Annotated in this window: 9 protein-coding genes; 4 read left to right on the plus strand and 5 right to left on the minus strand. The window is 65.7% G+C overall.

What is annotated here, in order from left to right; genetic code table 11:
• Positions 1-897: 3'-5' exonuclease (locus tag SOM13_RS02315; RefSeq protein ID WP_320478795.1), on the minus strand; the 897-nt coding region annotated here is incomplete at its 3' end.
• Between the two features lie 283 nt (positions 898-1180).
• Between SOM13_RS02315 and SOM13_RS02320 the strand changes: the two genes are divergently transcribed.
• Positions 1181-1858, plus strand: coding sequence for a uracil-DNA glycosylase family protein (locus SOM13_RS02320; protein ID WP_320478796.1), 678 nt, complete (start codon positions 1181-1183; stop codon positions 1856-1858).
• Between the two features lie 192 nt (positions 1859-2050).
• On the opposite strand, the gene SOM13_RS02325 is transcribed toward SOM13_RS02320, so the two are convergent.
• Positions 2051-2791 (minus strand): DUF4839 domain-containing protein, encoded by a 741-nt coding sequence (locus tag SOM13_RS02325; protein ID WP_320478797.1) that lies wholly within the window; start codon positions 2789-2791, stop codon positions 2051-2053.
• A 693-nt stretch (positions 2792-3484) separates the two neighbouring features.
• Here SOM13_RS02325 and SOM13_RS02330 point away from each other — a divergent pair.
• From SOM13_RS02330 to SOM13_RS02340, 3 genes are all read left to right on the plus strand, one after another.
• Positions 3485-3811, plus strand: a complete 327-nt coding sequence (locus SOM13_RS02330) for a DUF4234 domain-containing protein (protein WP_320478798.1) — start codon at positions 3485-3487, stop codon at positions 3809-3811.
• 353 nt (positions 3812-4164) lie between these two features.
• Positions 4165-4485 (plus strand): nucleotide pyrophosphohydrolase, encoded by a 321-nt coding sequence (locus SOM13_RS02335; RefSeq protein WP_320478799.1) that lies wholly within the window; start codon positions 4165-4167, stop codon positions 4483-4485.
• Positions 4472-6280, plus strand: a complete 1809-nt coding sequence (locus SOM13_RS02340) for a DNA/RNA helicase domain-containing protein (protein WP_320478800.1) — start codon at positions 4472-4474, stop codon at positions 6278-6280. The genes SOM13_RS02335 and SOM13_RS02340 overlap by 14 nt, the downstream gene beginning before the upstream one ends.
• A gap of 159 nt (positions 6281-6439) precedes the next feature.
• Here SOM13_RS02340 and SOM13_RS02345 read toward each other — a convergent pair whose 3' ends face one another.
• From SOM13_RS02345 to SOM13_RS02355, 3 genes are all read right to left on the minus strand, one after another.
• The gene (locus SOM13_RS02345; RefSeq protein WP_320478801.1) at positions 6440-9505 is read right to left on the minus strand and encodes a hypothetical protein; all 3066 of its coding nucleotides are present in this window, start codon (positions 9503-9505) and stop codon (positions 6440-6442) included.
• A 296-nt stretch (positions 9506-9801) separates the two neighbouring features.
• Positions 9802-11085 carry an exonuclease domain-containing protein gene (locus SOM13_RS02350; protein ID WP_320478802.1) on the minus strand — a complete coding sequence of 428 codons (1284 nt, stop codon included), beginning with the start codon at positions 11083-11085 and terminating at the stop codon, positions 9802-9804.
• Between the two features lie 130 nt (positions 11086-11215).
• Positions 11216-17089 (minus strand): DUF4011 domain-containing protein, encoded by a 5874-nt coding sequence (locus SOM13_RS02355; RefSeq protein WP_320478803.1) that lies wholly within the window; start codon positions 17087-17089, stop codon positions 11216-11218.
• Positions 17090-17091 lie beyond the last annotated feature (2 nt).

The raw sequence follows: 17091 nt of genomic DNA on the forward strand, positions 1-17091 counted from the left end.
ATCGACGATCCCGTCGAAGTACTCGTGGTGGAGTTCGACACGACGGGTCGGGGTGACGCCGATGGCCTCGGCGACGCTGCGCAATTCTTCGCTCTCGGACACCGACAGGAAGCCGTCGGACAACGCCCGGTCGAGCACGGCGACGTAGTCGAGCTCCCGCCCTGTTCCCTCGATCGGACGCAGACGATCGGTGGTCCGATCGAGGAACGACTTCGAGTCGCCGACCAGCGATGCGCCGGGCTGACCCGCGCGCACGAGAGCCGGGGCGCCGACGCCGAGTCCGCGACGGCGGGACATCCACGGAGCCGACGACCCCGTCGTGAGCACCGGCCAGGGAGCCTGCGCGGCGAGATCGCCCCACTGCGCCCACCAGGCGCTCTGATCACGGCCCGCCTCGAGGTACGCGCTGAGGAGGTGCGCCGTCGCACGCGCATCGGCCAGAGCCTCGTGGGCGTCGATCAATGGGATGTCGAACGCGGCGCAGCAGTCCGCCAGCTTGCGCCCCGACCCCGGCAGATACGTGGTCGCGAGCTTCATGGTGCAGAGCGCGCCGTCGTCCGTGACGGGAGACGTCACGCCCAGCTTGCCGAGCTCGTGACGCAGGAATGTCGTCTCGAACCGGGCGTTGTGCGCGACGAGCACCCGGCCGCGGAGGTGCTCGACGAGCTGCGGTGCGATGTCGGCGAAGGGAGGGGCGTCTTTGACATCCGCACCACGCAGCTGGTGGATATGAGTCGGGCCGAGGTCGCGAGACGGGTTGATCACGGTCTCATAAGAGTCCTCGATCGTGCCGTCAGGAGCGACGTGGACGATGCCGACCTCGATGATCCGATGGTGATGCTGAGGTGAGAGCCCGGTCGTCTCGAAATCGATGACCGCATAGCCGTTGTGCACCACGTTCGTTCTCCTGATCCGACTGCGCATACGCCGAGTGCAATCCTTGATCTATGCTCACATACGCAGGGGCCTCAGTCACACGTGCCGGCGTCCCCGTTCTGGGGCCGCCGGCAGGTGCCGAGCGCTCGGCCTAGCGGCCCACCGGCGCAGGGACAGCCGCGACCAGCCTGCCGAGCACACCCTCACGGTCAGCGAGCCACTCGGGCAGCCACACGCGCATTACCTGGGTTGACCCTCGAGAACGCATGAGAATTGCCTCGTGCTTCCAATAGTGTGAATCCTCGTGATCCCCCGACGAATGAGAGACCCGGCGTATCGAGAAAGCCAGAAGGCTGCGCTGGCCGAGAAGCGGATGCTTCCATTCAAGGACTTCGCGAGTCGGCTCCGAGCCGAGCACCCGGAGCTCCCGGGCATGCCGGACATAGCCCCGCATTATGACCCGTCATCCGCACGCGTCCTGTCGCTGTCCTCGAACCCAGGGCCGAGAGCAGGGGGCATTGAAGGTTCGGGATTTCTCTCGGTTCAGAATGACGATGCCTCGGCCGAACGGCTCTTGCACGTGTACGCCTCTGCTGGACTGACAAGGGAACACGTCGTGCCATGGAACGCTTTTCCCTGGTACGTCCACGACCGCATGCCAGACGGTCTTCCCGTGGAACACATCGAAGAGGGAGTGCAAGCTCTTCGTCGCCTGCTCGAACTCTGTCCGAATGTGGTGTCCATCGTCGCCCACGGCGGTGATGCTCACCGGTCCGTGCGGATGCTCAGATCGACTCGTTACGTCGGCCCCTTCGTGCGACACCGAGGAATACACACTTGGGACACTAGGCACACCAGCAATAGGGCGTTCATCCTGGCTCCACAGCAGAGACAGGACGCCTTCGACGACATGGTCGAGACGTATAGACAGGCGATGGTGCATGCCGATCTTCGACCGAATGAGTCGCTGTCGCTGCGTTAGTGCGGGGGAGTGCGTTGCTGGGGGCGCTGAGGCGGCCCGAGCGCCCGTGCCAGAGCGGCAGGCCGGGGCGGGTCGGCAGGAGGTGTTAGGCCAACTCAGGAGTTTTACGAGTCGGTCGGACGGTCAGGACGATTGAGAGCGGCATGGCGGACAGGATCGCGCTAGTTCCCAGCGCGGCGAGCTGACGTGATTTCAGCGGAATGTGGTCTCGATGGGTTCGAGCCGGAAGAGGCACGACTCGGGTTCAAAGTCACCGACGCGCGCTGTGAGTCGTAGGTTCGTGCCCACGCCGACGGAATCGTTCGTCCTGGCCGAGTAATTGAGATCACTGATCGTATTCACGTCACGGTATTGAAAAGCAGGCCCCAAAGCAGTTGTCGGGCTGAAGTCACCGGATCCAAGCAGGATGTCGTACCGCGTCGTGCTGCTTCCATGATTGTTCAATGCGGCTATGTGGCCGTCGAAGGTGACGATCTGGTCTTCATGAGCTTCCGCAAACAACGCTATGGAGGGATCGCAGTAGTCACCAAGGTTCAGGAGGGCCTTGAATTCTGCATCTCTGTCCTTAGAGACAGCAGTCGAGGTCGCCACGGGAGACGGACTATCGACGCTCGTAGGCGTCGGCAGTCTCGAGACCGTTCGAGAGGGTTCCGCTGAGGCTGCCGACGAATTCTCTTCAGGGGCGTCTCCCGACAGCGCTCCGGCCAGAGCAATGGCACCTATCGCGAGGGCAAGCACTGCGCCGCCGACGGTGTAGAGCAGAACAGGGCGTCGTGGTCTGGGTCGCCTCAACGTGATGTCTGTTCTCAGCCCGCGCGGTGTCTCGCTGATTACTTCCCAGCCATCGGCTTCCCATTTTGATCGCGTACGGGCTTCGAGGCCTCGTAATGAGCGGATCGTTCTGGTCTCGTACGAAGTTTTCTCGTCAGTCATCCGATGCCTCTAGTCGCTGGGTGCGCGGTACCAAAGAGTAGAGGATTCACGACCAAGGCGTTGACGCGGCGATTGTCGAGAGTGCGCCGACCTGGCCGGCCGCATGACCGAATGATCGACGGCAGGTGCATCTGAGTTCAGATCGCCGGCCCGAAGGACGGGACCAACTTGCCGAGGTGGGAGACGGCATCAGCCGTCTCCCACCGGATTGCTACATGCGCTTGCAGTTTCCGCAGAGCGGCCAATCATGGGTTCCGGTGCGCGTGTTGGCGGCTGGAATCTGTTGCCCGTTGGGGCAGTTGCTGAAGACGTGGTGCACGTCGGGGTCGGTCAACACGATGGAATGGTAAGCGGGTACTCGCATAGGTGACTCCTTTGTCGATGAACAGCCCATTGCTGCTCAAGGAGACACTACTGAGCACCCCCGACAATGATGGTTGTCGCAAGGAGCATGATTATCGGCGCCACGCTCGATATGTCGACAAGGCACAACGGTGGAAGAAGTCGATGCCCCTTCTTGCGAACGGACGAGTTCTCGGCGGAACTACCCTTATCTGATGGTCCACCGTCTGGCACAGGCTGCACTGAATCGGCGCGCCATGGGCCGACCTTGTGTGCCAGGGCCCCGTAAGGGGGCTAGGTGTTATGTCTCCTTGGCCCATAGCTTGTGCGGTGACGACAAATACTCAGCTGATGCGACGATCCGCGGCGGCTGTCCTGCTCTTGCCTCTCATCACCTTCGGCATCTACTCGATCGTGTGGTGCGCGAAGACTCGAGGCGAAGTCAACCGTGCCGGTGCTGCTGCGATGACCACCTGGTGGCTGCTGTGCCCGTTCGGCGCTTTCTGGTACTTCTGGTCGCTCGCAAAGGGCATGAACGCCGTGACAGGTCTCGGCACGGGCGGTAATTACGCGCTCATGCTCCTACTCGGAAACATCGGCCAAGCCATCGTGCAGGCACGAATGAATGGCCTTGGCGCCACGGCGGCGACCGCACCGTCGGTTCCTGTCGTCGCCTGACCAGAAGGGTGGCCTCACTACGGCTCCGGCGTCGTGAGAAGGACGTTCGCGCTAAGCAGTTCGACTGATTCGGGCCGCGTGTCGTCGATCCAGGAGTGGTCGTGGTGAGCCCCGCATCCTCGGCTCTCCAACAGGCGTAGAGGTTCGACGGGAACTCCGCACTGCTGACCAGCACCTCGCTCCGCGGCAGACCGACCGCCACCTGCATCAGCCCCAGGGAGGTGCTGCTCGCCAACGCCACCCCGCCGCGCTCTCACCGCGAGAGCGCGAAACGGACAGGCCGGCGGACGGCGCCGTCAAGAATCGTTACTTGAGCAGGTGGTCAGTTCGTCGACGGCTGTTAGCGTTCGGTCATGGCACCTACTAAGGCCCAGGACGCGGTCCGCGCCTTCGTGCGCGAACGTGAGTGGGATCAATTCCATTCGGAGGACAACCTCTCTCGGAGTATCGCCATCGAGGCGGGCGAGCTTCTGGAGTGCTTCCAATGGGGGCCTGATTTCGACCCCGCGCTTGTCCAGGGTGAGCTCGCAGATGTCCTGACGTACTGCCTCCTCCTGGCTGATCGGCTCGGGGTGGACCCGGATCAGATAGTGCTCGACAAGCTCGAGGTGACGCGGCGGAAGTACCCGGTGGAGAAGGCCCGAGGACGAAGCGAGAAATATGACGCCCTCTGAGATCGTGCCTCTGGCCTTCGACAAGGAGTCGGTGGATGTCTGGGGCCTTCTCGACCCGAGGCACAGGGACTGGCCCGTCGTGTACGTGCTCGACCAGACGAGTGCGTCGAAGTCGGGTCGGCACCCGGAAGAACGACTCCGTGACATCTACGTCGGGGAGACCCGCAACGCCGTCGCCCGGCTCAGACAGCACCTCGCCAATCCCGAGAAGCGCCAGCTGGACAGCATCCGCGTCATCGTCGACGAGACCTTCAACAAGTCGGCTTGCCTCGACCTTGAGTCGCGCCTCATCCAGCTGCTCTCCGCCGACGGCTCGTACAGCGTTCTGAATCGCAACGACGGCATCACCGCTGCGAACTACTACGACCGGAACCGCTACCGTTCCGTCTTCGACGGCGTCGTCAACCGGCTCCGCGCGGACGGTGTCTTCACCAGGCCCATCCCCGAGATCGAGAACAGCGATCTCTTCAAGCTCTCTCCATTCAAGGCCCTGACGCAGGATCAAGCCGCTGCCGTCGAGGACATCCTCGAAGGGCTCTTCGACGACATCCGCGAGGGGGCTGGGGGCACCCTCGTGATCGAAGGTCAGCCGGGGACCGGCAAGACCGTCGTGGCCGTCTACCTGCTGAAGCTGCTCATGGACATCGTCGCGCATCCGTCCGTTGAGGAGATCGACGGTGACTCGCTGTTCTCGGACTTCTTCCTCGGGGACTACGCCGAGATGCTCGCAGGTCTGCGCGTCGGGATGGTCATCCCGCAGCAGTCGCTTCGGGACTCGATCAAGAAGGTCTTCCGTAAGACCCCCGGCCTCAGCCCGAGCATGGTGATGACCCCGTTCGACGTCGGGCAGTCGGACGAGGAGTGGGATCTTCTCATCGTCGACGAGGCTCATCGTCTGAACCAGCGGGCGAACCAGTCCACGGGTGTTCTGAACAAGAAGTTCCCCGAGATCAACACGCGACTGTTCGGTGCCGACGATCTGTCCAAGACGCAGCTGGACTGGATCGTCGCGAAGAGCCGCCATCAGATCCTGCTGGTGGACGTGGCTCAGAGTGTGAGGCCGGCGGACCTCTCGAATGAGACCGTAGAAGCTCTCCTGCGCACGGCCCGCTCTGAGGGGCGTCACTACGGGCTGTCGACGCAGATGCGGGTGCAGGCGGGCGCCGACTTCGTGGGGTACGTCCGACGAGTCCTGCGTATCGACGGTCGGACCCCGCAGGTCGACCGACCTTCTCCTCAGCAGTTCGACGGTTACGACCTCCGCATGTTCGACGATCTGGGGGAGTTGCATCGCGAGATCCGAGCACGAGACGCGGAGGGTGGGCTGGCCCGCCTCGTCGCCGGATACGCCTGGAAGTGGGTGTCGAAGAAGGATCCCTCCGCAGCCGACATCGAACTCGACGGCGTGAGTCTCCGGTGGAATGGGACGACGAAGGACTGGATCTCGTCGAAGAACGCGCTCGAGGAGGTCGGCTCCATCCACACGGTTCAGGGCTACGACCTGAACTACGCAGGCGTCATCATCGGGGGCGATCTTCGTTACGACGCGGCGACGGGTCAGATGTTCGTCGATCGGAGCTCGTACTTCGACGTCAAGGGCGTGGAGAACAACAAGCAGCTCGGACGGCGATACACCGACGCGGAGGTGCGCCAGTTCGTCCTCAACATCTACGGCGTGCTGCTGACTCGGGGGATCCGGGGGACTTATGTGTACGTCGTCGACCCGGCGCTCCGCGCCTACCTGAAGCCGTTTCTGGCGCCCAACCGGGCGGCTGTAGGACCGAACGCGACTTAGTTTCGTGACGTTCTGTCCGCCGCGGTCTTGACCGGCGGTAGATGGCCTCGTAGGTGAGGTCGAAGTGACCTCCTACGTGCGCAGAAGACCCACCTTGCTGGGGACCGGTCCCCCACGAGGTCGATCTGCGCTCAGCGGTGTCTAAGCTGACGTCAGGGGCTACGCGATCGGGCTCTCAGCCTGCGCCTCTCCCGTTCCAATGGATGTCGTGTCTCGGGGCGAGGCCATCTTTGAGCGTTCATCTAGCTGTGCCGTCGCAACAAACCTGACGAACTCATCCGAGTCTCTAGTCAAAGCCTCAACTATTTCGACGGGTGCGTTCGGATTCAAGGCGACCATCACAGCAAGCTCGGAACTACGCCCGGCGAGATCAACGAGCACGTCTAGAGGAGTTTCGCGGTGGAAGGCAATCGACACAAGAATGTCGGCGTCATCTCTCATCGCCAATGACCTCAGCACTGTTGAAGGCGTCTTTGGATGGGCCGCGACCGCCCGGCGGACCCTGCTGCTGCGTCGCTCGCCCCCTAGGAAAGCCAAGATGTCAGGTGTCGCGTGTTCGCTGTACGCGACGCGTATGCGCACTTCAGCCCTGGGGTTCGCTGCCATCTCTCGCAGCTCTTCGACAGTCGGAATGGTGCTTCGTGCGGCAAGCATCACCGCGGCTGACCGCGTTTCTTGCTCCTGGCCGGCCTCGGCGTCCATAGCCGGATTCCCGTACGCCGCGAGCCGCACCTTCAGATCGTCATCGAGCAGCAGAGCGTTCAGCGTGTCCTGCGTGAGTCGTTCGTTGCATGCGACGCTTTGGCGCACAGATGCATCCTGGTCATGAGCCAGCGACTCTAAGGTCTTCAGTGGAACGCGAGGATTCTGTGCGAGCGCACTTCTCACCGATTCATCCTTGCTCTTGGCGAGCCGTTCCAATGTCCTTCTGCTCGTCCGCTCATTGCATGCGACGTACAACCTTCCGTCGGGCTCGCGGATCCTGCTCTTCGCGAGGAGGTCAAGCCTGTCTTCGATCAGGGCCTTCTGAAGTCCAAGATCCTGGCGGTGGTCAACGGCCTTTAAAACCAGGTACAGATCGAGATTTTCTGATACCTGCAGCAGTTCTCGCGCGATGGACGTCGCGAGCGACGAGGATGTGCTGGTGTTCGCCAGCACTGCCAGGCAGACGTCGAACGAATGATCTTGTGAGAGCGAGTGAAGAATGTGTTCGGGCGAAGCCGAGTTGCCGGCGACAGCGACTCGAACCGTCACATTCTTGTCCCTGGAGAGGCCCTCGAGAACGACGACTGGGGTACTTCGTGAAGCAGCTAACACCTCACGCGCCTCCTCGGATCGTGTCCTCGACATCTTCTTGGACAGCCTTGCGAGCGACTCGGGGGTGAGTGATGGATTACCAGCCAAAGCGAGTCGCACCTGGGTGGACTTCTCGACAATAAGGCTCGCCAGTACTTCTGGTGGCGTCGACGGATGCCCAGCGACCAGCTCCAGGACTTGCGCGCCAGAGTCGGAAATTCCATTCCATGTGTTGAACGGCTCAAGCCCATCGGTGACGAACTTCAGACGAGCAAAAGTTGAACTCCCGAGTTCAGCCAGCACCTCACCCAGCAGCGGGTCAGGATCTGTGACGGAGCGTCGGAGCGCATCACAGCGGATATGCGCGTCCAGGTCGCTGAAGAGCCGTTGACGAACGGCGGTTTCCGCGACCGGCAGCATTTCGGCGGCTATGCGGCGCACATACGCCGGACGCTGATCGGACATGAGATCGGTGATGACCTCCGTAGGCAGGCCTTGTAGCACTCGAGCGGGCAGCCGGAGCGATCGACCGATCCTAAAAGCCCAGCACCGACTGGCTTCGGGTAAGAACGAGTCGAAGTCGCCTGCTTCATGCCCGAAGAGGACCGACCGCAAGATCGGTCCAAGCGAGACACCCGGTGTCCCAGCAGGATTGCGGTCTTGTCTGATCACTATGGTGCGGTCATTTGTCAGCGCCGAGGAAATTGTCTGCAAATGCGCGATCTCGCCGGGGGAGCCGTTGGCCGAGGTGATATGCCCGCCCGCCGCCTCACCCAGGCTGGCAATCTGAAGCTGCGCCGTTGCTCCGCGCCAGGCCGGGTTCGCGGCCACCGCGCGGCGCACGGACACGCTTCGATCTGCCGACAGATGCTGAAGGAGGTCCGCCGGCGCGGCCGGGTTCATACCGACGCCTTCACGTACGTGTGCATAACGATCAGCTGCGAGCCGCCTGGCGACTTCCATCGACGACGACGTGTTGCGCGCGACCCGGAACCTGAGATCGACGTCGTCGCCCTGAGACAGCATCATCAGCATTGCGTGCGGCGTATGCCGGTTGTCTGCCAGGAGCTGCAATTTGCGACGCTCCGAAACCGGCACGTGAACGGCAATTTGACTTCGCTCCGTCGCTCGCACGAAGCCCTCGCGCAGGGTCGGAAGCAACTTCTCGGGGTCTCCACCAAGCAACTGGCCGAGAGTCCACTCCTGCAAACACCGCTGGCGAGGTAGCCAGACTCCCACTCGGCGAATGCCTAGGGCGTCGTCGAGGTCGAGCATGACGTAGCCCAGCAGTTGGCGCAGGAAGTCTCGCAACCGTGGGACCTTGAGTTCGTTGTAGACCTTGCAGTCGATCAGCGTGTCACCGATCAACCAGTCACCGTCTGCCCCTCCCAACAGCCTCGCACCGCTGAAGCTCGGGTTCGATTCGAAACGGACTCCGGCCGCTATGCGATCGTGCCACGAGTCGAGCTGCGAAGAGTTCAACGCCAGAAGAGCGTCCACATCCGCGAGAACTTCCTCCGGAATTGAGCGTGCGAATTCGCGGCCGTTGGAGGCCGCGTCGCACTGGTCTCCGAGCGCGCCTGCAAGCGCGTCCGCGCCGGCTCGATAGATTTGCTCGCAGTAAGCCAGCAGGATCGACGCTCGCGTGAGATCCGACTCGTTGCCGGTATTGCTCAGCAGCTCTTCGGCGAACTGAAATGCCTCAGCGAGGACCCGATTCCGATGGTCACCGTTCTGTGCTGGATCGACCAAACCAGGAAGGGCCGCGATTCCCTCGGCGGAAGCAGACTCAGCCGCGTCGAAGCCTCCGAGTGCGATCCGCGCACGAATGTCGAAGGCTGTGCCTGAAAGCCCACCATCGACTTCTACTGATGCAGGCACCAAGGACGGCTGACGAGCGAGGTCTGCAAGACCGAGAGCGATGGCCATCTCACGTGCCACTGGACCGCTCCCACGCGTGGCAGCCAAGACAGGCGAGGCCCCATCGAGATACGCACGAATGGGAGAACCCGCATCGCGTAATTCACTCGTAAGGCTCATAGGGCGATCCTGTCAGAACAGGACCTTTAGAGGCGCATGAGTTCCCCGTGGTCGGGAAAGTCTCTTAGTGGCGTCTCATAATGTTTGGCTAGAAGGCACGAAGGAGACAGGCCTTCGAGGTCAATTCTTGGCCAAGTAGTTCGACTCAATGTCATCAGGTCGACAAGCGGACGATGGGCTCAGCTTCACGTCATCTGCAGCAAGGCGCGCAGCTCGGCCTCGCCGACGATCGGGATGCCGTACTGGCGGGCCTTCTGGGATTTGCCGGAGAGGCTGTCGGGGTCGGCGGCCACGAGAAGGGACGTCTTCTTCGTGATGCCGGCCTTCACGACGACCCCCAGCGCGATCAGGAGTGCCTCGATGCGCTCGCGGGGTTCGGACATCTCCCCGGTGAGCACGACCAGATCGCCGGGTGCCAGACGCGTCATGGGTGCCGTCTCCGCGACGATCGCTGTGGCCGCCCGCGACTCGAGTGCTGCGCGGCGCGGCCCGGCGGCGATGTCGAGCATGATGGCCACGGCCTCGATGTCGGCCTTCTCAGCCGGGGTGAGCACGCCGTCCGCCCACGCCGCATCGACGATCCCGTCGAAGTACTCGTGGTGGAGTTCGACACGACGGGTCGGGGTGACGCCGATGGCCTCGGCGACGCTGCGCAATTCTTCGCTTTCGGACACCGACAGGAAGCCGTCGGACAGCGCCCGGTCGAGCACGGCGACGTAGTCGAGCTCTCGACCTGTTCCCTCGATCGGTCGCAGACGATCGGTCGTCCGATCGAGGAACGACTTCTCGTCGCCGACCAGCGCTGCGCCGGGCTGACCCGCGCGCACGAGAGCCGGAGCGTCGACGTCGAGTCCGCGACGACGGGACATCCAGGGAGCGGACGACCCCGTCGTGAGCACCGGCCAGGGAGCCTGCGCGGCGAAGTCGCCCCACTGCGCCCACCAGGCGCTCTGATCACGGCCCGCCTCGAGGTACGCGCTCAGGAGGTGCGCCGTCGCACGCGCGTCGGCCAGAGCCTCGTGGGCGTCGACCAACGGGATGTCGAACGCGGCGCAGCAGTCCGCCAGCTTGCGCCCCGAACCCGGCAGATACGTGGTCGCGAGCTTCATGGTGCAGAGCGCGCCGTCGTCGGTGATGGGAGACGTGACGCCGAGCTTGGCGAGCTCGTGACGCAGGAAGGTCGTCTCGAACCGGGCGTTATGCGCGACGAGCACCCGGCCTCGGAGGTGCTCGACGAGCTGCGGCGCGATGTCGGCGAAGGGCGGGGCGTCTTTGACGTCCGCACCCCGCAGCTGGTGGATATGAGTCGGGCCGAGGTCGCGGGACGGGTTGATGACGGTCTCGTACGAGTCCTCGATCGTGCCGTCGGGAGCGACGTGGACGATGCCGACCTCGATGATCCGATGGTGGTGCTGAGGTGAGAGCCCGGTCGTCTCGAAATCGATGACCGCATAGCCGTTGTGCACCACGTTCGTTCTCCTGATCCGACTGCGCATACGCCGAGCACAATCCTTGATCCATGCTCACATACACATGGTCCGCAGTCACCCGTGGCGGCGACCCCGTTCTGGGGCCGCCGGCAGGTGCCGAGCGCTCTGCCTAGCGGCCCACCGGCGCCGGGACGGCCGCGACCAGCCTGTCGAGCACACCCTCACGGTCAGCGAGCCACTCGGGCAGCCACACGCGCTCGACCGCAGGCCACTTCATCAACCCGCCGAGCACCTCCACGGGCAATGCATCACGATCGGCGACCGTGCCCCGCTGAGCCCAGCTCGGACCGTCGAGCAGGACGGCGGTCGTCGGCGCACCAGGGTGCCCTGCGGCGGAGACTGCGAGGTCGACCTTGAAGTCCGAGAGTCCGACGTCGGTCGTGACCTCGAGACCACGACCCCGCAGAGCCTCGGCCAGATCCTCACGGTGGAGGTCCGACCTCGTCGTGGTGCGGGCGGCCGAGAGGACGTTCTCCGCGCCCCGCTGCGCGAGCTCGAGGTACGCCCGGAGATCGCGGATGCCGCGCGACGTCGTCTCTTCGGCCCGAAGATCACCCGGGTCGAAGCTCGAGAACAGGATCACCTGACGGCGGGCTCGCGTGATAGCCACATTCAGCCGGCGCTCGCCGCCGAAGTTCGTCAGAGGGCCGAAGTTCAACGGAAGCACGCCCTTGTCGTTCGCGCTGAAGGCCGTCGAGAACAGGATGGTGTCGCGCTCGTCCCCCTGCACGTTCTCGAGGTTCTTGACGAACAGCCCGTCGGTGGAGGCGTCCAGCGCGTCGACGATCCGCTCGTCGCCCGTGTCACGTAGCATCGACTCGATGAGCGTGCGCTGCTGGGCGTTGAACGTGACGACGCCGAGCGACGGCGTGCCCGCCGGGTCGGCGGCGAACCGGTGACGGATCTCGGCCACGATCGCGTCGGCCTCGACCTGGTTCGTCCGCAGGGTCTTGGCGGGGCCGGACCGGAGGAACCTCCCGTCGACGCGACGCAGGGTGATCCCGTGACCACCGACGCCGTCGTCGACGGAACCGTGGGCCGGAGCAGGGAACGACGTCAGGCGGTCCTCGTAGTAGTTGCGGTTGCTGAAGGCGATGAGGGACTCGTCTTGGCTGCGGTAGTGCCACGACAGCCACCGGCTCTCGATCCGGGCCTGCTTGCACTCCGCGAGGATCGACTCCTCGTCGCGGGCGAGGACGTCCTCGATCTGGGCCTCGGCGTCGTCGTCGTCGATGGCGGCCTCCGCGAACGACGTGGGAGGCATCTGCTTGCTGTCGCCCACCACGACCACCGAGGTGGCCCGCCCCATCGCTCCGACGGCGTCGGCCACGCGGACCTGCGAGGCCTCGTCGAAGACGACGATGTCGAAAAGGTCGGCCTTCGCCGGGAAGAACCGGGCGACGGAGTCCGGGCTGACGAGGACGCACGGGGTGATCTCGGCCACGAGGTCGCCGTAGGTCGTCATGATGTCGCGGACGCTCATGCGGCCGCGCATCTTGTTGACCTCGGCGACGAACTTGCCGGCGCGGCCCTTGGCCGTCTGATGGTCGAAGCCACGCCGCCCGAGGAGCTGCGCCGGGATCGACTGCGGAAGCTCGTCTCGGATGTCGCGGGCAGAGTCGGTGTAGCGATCGATCGCCCGCGCCTGCCCGAGCGCGTCGAACTCGTCCAGACCGGTCGAGCGTGCGCGTTCGTGTGCGCTGGCCGTCGCGAATCCGCGCTCGAACGCGTCGCGGGCCTCGTCGGCGGGTAGACCACCCGTGAGCACGGTGCCGTAGGCCTCGAGCAGCCCATGAGTCCGCAGCGGGGCGACGGCGCGTCGCCACCTGATCCAGTTCGCGAGACTGACCCCCGCAGGCTGCAGAGGGTCCCGCCCGGCCCGAGTCGACCTCCACGAGACGAAGAACGGAGTCTCTCCGGCCCAGGAGGCCCATGCCTCGGGCGTCGTCCCGGGCGCGGACCTCAGCGCGTCGGTCGCATCGGCCAGCCGGGTCACTCGCGTGGCGGATTCGGGAGCCCCGCCCTGCCGCTCGGCCGTCAGGCTCTCTAGAGCGCTGCGGAACGCCCGCCCACTCGCATCGCCCGTCTCCGGATCGGTCACGGACGACAGCCACCGCAGCCACGAGACCTGAGCGCCGACGTGGCTGCGGTCAGATTCGCGGACGGGATTCCAGCCCGACCAGACACCGAGCCCGGGGACCGCATCGATCTGCGCGGCGAGACTGCGGACGGCGTCGCGCAAGGCGACGAAGCGTGCCGTCGACGACGGCAGCGACTTGAGATCGACGGTCACACCCGGGCGGGTGACGTGAGCGAAGGCGGCGGCCACGGCTCGTCGACGCTTCTTGCGTCCGAAGAACCCGGAGGAGTGCGCGACCGTCGCCTCATGCGCGATGCGGTCGAGGTCGAGCGCCAGGATGTCGGGCTCGACGACCGTCAGCACATCGCCGAACGCCGGGGTGAGACCCTCGAGCTCGGTAAGCAGTCGCTGAGTCTCTGTTCGCCAGTTCGCCGTGCGCGCCTCCTTCAGGACGGATCGGCTCACGCCGCCTCCGTTGAGCGTCCCCACCAGCGTGCGGAGTTCGGAGACGGTCGATGCCGTCTCCAGGACGGCGGCCGTCGTCCCGTCGGCGCTCGCCGTGTCGAGGGCGTCGTCGAGTTCGGCGACGGAGGCGAGAAGGGACGCCTCGTCGATGGTGTCGCTCTCGGTCAGGTCGACGAAGCTCCAAGCGTGCCGTGCAGAGGGGCGGGCGCGACCGGCGTGGTCGGCCAGTTCGCGGAGCGCGGTGTGCACCGCATGCAGATCATCGGCGGAGGCGGTGGCCGCGAAGTGCTCGGGGACCGCGAGCTCGAAGGCCGCGTCGGCATGCACCAGCTCGGCGACGTGGGCGGAGTAGAGGCTGTGACCCGTCGCGTTGACCTCGTGGACCTGGCCGGTGTACCGGGCCAGGCGACGGCGGGCGGAGTCCATCGAGTCGGTCGCGCGGGCGAGCCCCTCGGCGTCCGCGGAGGCGCGCTGAGCCAGAGAGGTCCGCAGGTGCTCGCGGAGGGGCGCCGGCTTGCTGCCCTTGTCGTGCAGGTCGAGCGTGAAGGGCCCGAGACCGACGCCGGCGAGCCGCCTCTGCACGACCTCGAGCGCCGCACGCTTCTCGGCGACGAACAGCACCTTCTTGCCTTCGGTGATGGCCTTGGCCAGCAGGTTCGTGATCGTCTGGGACTTGCCAGTGCCGGGCGGGCCTTCGAGGACGAACGTGCGCCCTGCCGTGGCGGCCGCGACGGCCGCGGCCTGAGACGAGTCGGCCGAGACGGGGAGCGTCGCGAGGAGCGCGTCGAGATCCGTGCGCGCCGGCTCGGACACGCCTTCTGCCGCAGCGGTCGACGCGTCGACGAACGGCTCGGTGGGGGACTCGATCAGGTGACGCACCAGATCGTTGCCGGCCAGCGCCTCCCAGTTGTCGTCGAGGTCCTTCCAGAGTCGGAACTTGGCGAACTGGAGGATCGCGAGATCGACGGTCGGCTCGACGTTGGCCTCGATGCCCGAATCGAGGATGGCCAGACGCGTCTCGGTCAGCACGCGCTGGATGTCGATGCCGGACGCGTCGCCGGCGGGATCGGCCAGAGCGGGGATGCGGAGCCCGTGCTCGGCGCGGAGCTTCTCGAGCAGGCAGTAGTTCGGGGTCGAGGCCCCGGCGTCGTCGAGGATCACCTGGTACCCGCCGGACTTGCCCTTCGCCCGCAGCGTCACCGGTACGAGGATGAGGGGCGACCGGACCGTCTTGTCTTTGACCTTCCAGACGAGCGAGCCGATGGAGATGTACAGGTTGTTGGCGCCGGTCTCGTCGAGCACGGTCTTGGCCTTGTAGGCGAGGGCCCGCAGGAGGCGCGGGTAGGCCTCGGTCGACGCGTCCGTGTACAGCTGATGCTTCGTGTGGAACAGATCGGCGCGGTCGTCGGACGACAGGTCGCGTCCCCACCGGACTCCGCGCTGCACCTCGACGGCCGGGAGAGCGTCGGACGGGAGGAGCTCGAACGCCTTGCCGCCGTTCAGGTAGTCCTCGAACTCGGCGAGGCCCTCTTCGGCGACGTGCAGCGGGAATCGTGCTCGGTCGGCGAAGTTGATGAGACGGTTGCGGAGGCTGAGGTCGAGGAGGGAGTTCTTCCAGCGCTGGACGCGGGGCGGGACGGATGCGACGTCGGTCTGACCGCCGTCGTCCGTCCGGCGTTCGGGCACGTACGCGGCGGGACGCGAGTGCACGGCCTGGTAGTCGACCACGACCACGGCTCCGTCGGCGGATGTCACACGCGCCGGCAGCGGGTAGACCCTGCTCGTGCGCGCCTGGTGCACGTCGGTGATGCCGACGACGCGGTCGAGGTCGCCGGAGAGGTGCTGTTCGAGCGGCAGCCGGCGGATGTCGTGGAGACCGACGTCAGCGTGGTCCTCCGTGAGCATGGTCGTCTCGATCACCCGGGCGTAGTCGGTGCGCACGAGGTTCGGGAGCGCGAACGCGCTCGTGGTCGCCGGGCTCGCCAGCGAAGTCTCCTCGCGCCAGTAGGCAAGGAAGGCGTGGCCTTCGACGACGACCAGCATGGGGCGGATGCCGACCCGCTCGAGGGCCGCGGCGAGGGTCACGGTCGTGTCGAGGCAGGTGCCCAACCGGCCGACGAGGACCTCGTGGGGCGTGCGGACCTTCTGCCCGTCGTCCGACCAGCTGGCCGGCGGCACGCTGTACCGGATCGACCGGGCGCGCATCGCCGTCATGATCGCGTCGACCGTCGCATCCACCCGCTCGGGACCCTGCTGGTATCCGACCAGGGCGCCGCTGCCCGTCTGCCTGGCCAGTTCGTCGGCGGCCTCGGCGACGAGGGACTCGAGGGCGGGGTGGTTGGGCTGCACGTGCGCCGCGAGCATCTCGAGCGACATCAAGGTCGGACGCGCGAGCCACTGGTTCGCGGCGAGGAGCAGCACGTCGACGGTGCCGCGGCCGAGCTCGAGGTCGTCGTGGACGACGGTGACGACGACTCTGGCCGGCCGCGCTTCCTCGATGCCGAGCATCACCGCGGGGTCGACCTTGATGTCGAGCTGGGGGAGCAGCGTCTCGGACCCTGCGACGAGATCGACGAAGTACTCGGTGGGAGCGCCGACGGGCCCGGCGGCCGACTCGATGCCCACGGTCAGTCGAGCGCCTCGGGCCGTCGTGGTCGGGCTCGTCAGGGTCACTTCGGAGATGACGGTCAGGCCGTTGTGCGCCATCGCGTAGCTGATGACCGGGGCGCAGGAGATGGAGACGGTGACGGGTGCGGAGGCGCGGGCGGGCGGTGTCGACGCGGCGACTGCGGTGGGGGCTGCCCACGGCGCGGGTGCGGGCGGTGTCGAGGCTGGGACTGCGGGCGTGGCCGCCGCGGGTGAGGGTGGCATCGAGGCGGGGACGGCTGGAGGCGTCGGAACGCGCGGGGGAGTCTGGGGCGGCGGGGCGAGTGTCAGAGACGCGGGCAGGTCGGGCGTCGTGGCGACCGGAGTCGGTGACGGGGTCGTGGCGGCCATCCGCACCTGCAGGTCGCGCCGGAGGGTGCTGAGCGCGTCGGCGCTCGCGGTGGCGCCGCAGATGGTGAGGAGGCGCTGGGCGGAGTCGACTGCGCGGTAGGCGTCGTCGTCGTCGAAGGCGACATTGTGGGCCCAGTCGTTGCGGACCTCGCGGAGCTCACCGGTGAGACGTGTGCCCGCCAGACCGAGCAGGGTCTCGAAGGGGCGGCCGAGCGCGCCGAGCGACTCGGTCATGGTGCGGAGGATGACCTGGAGGTCGGTCTCGGTGTAGACGCCGCCGTTTCTACCGCCGGCTTCGTCGCGTCGTTCGAGCAGAGTCGTCCACGACATCCCCGCCAGCAGATGCGGCGCGAGAGTGTCGGCGACGACCGGCTGCAGTCCACGGGCGAGTTCGGTGACGGCTCGTCCGACGTATTCGTGGTTCGTGATGCTGGTGCTCACGT

It is taken from the genome of Frigoribacterium sp. CFBP9030 (assembly GCF_034045195.1).
Taxonomy (GTDB): Bacteria; Actinomycetota; Actinomycetes; order Actinomycetales; family Microbacteriaceae; genus Frigoribacterium.

Coding starts and splice junctions, on each gene's coding strand:
- SOM13_RS02340 (WP_320478800.1), top strand. CDS start 4,472: ATGACGCCCTCTGAGATCGTGCCTCTGGCCTTCGACAAGGAGTCGGTG.
- SOM13_RS02325 (WP_320478797.1), bottom strand. CDS start 2,791: ATGACTGACGAGAAAACTTCGTACGAGACCAGAACGATCCGCTCATTA.
- SOM13_RS02335 (WP_320478799.1), top strand. CDS start 4,165: ATGGCACCTACTAAGGCCCAGGACGCGGTCCGCGCCTTCGTGCGCGAA.
- SOM13_RS02345 (WP_320478801.1), bottom strand. CDS start 9,505: ATGGCCATCGCTCTCGGTCTTGCAGACCTCGCTCGTCAGCCGTCCTTG.
- SOM13_RS02330 (WP_320478798.1), top strand. CDS start 3,485: ATGCGACGATCCGCGGCGGCTGTCCTGCTCTTGCCTCTCATCACCTTC.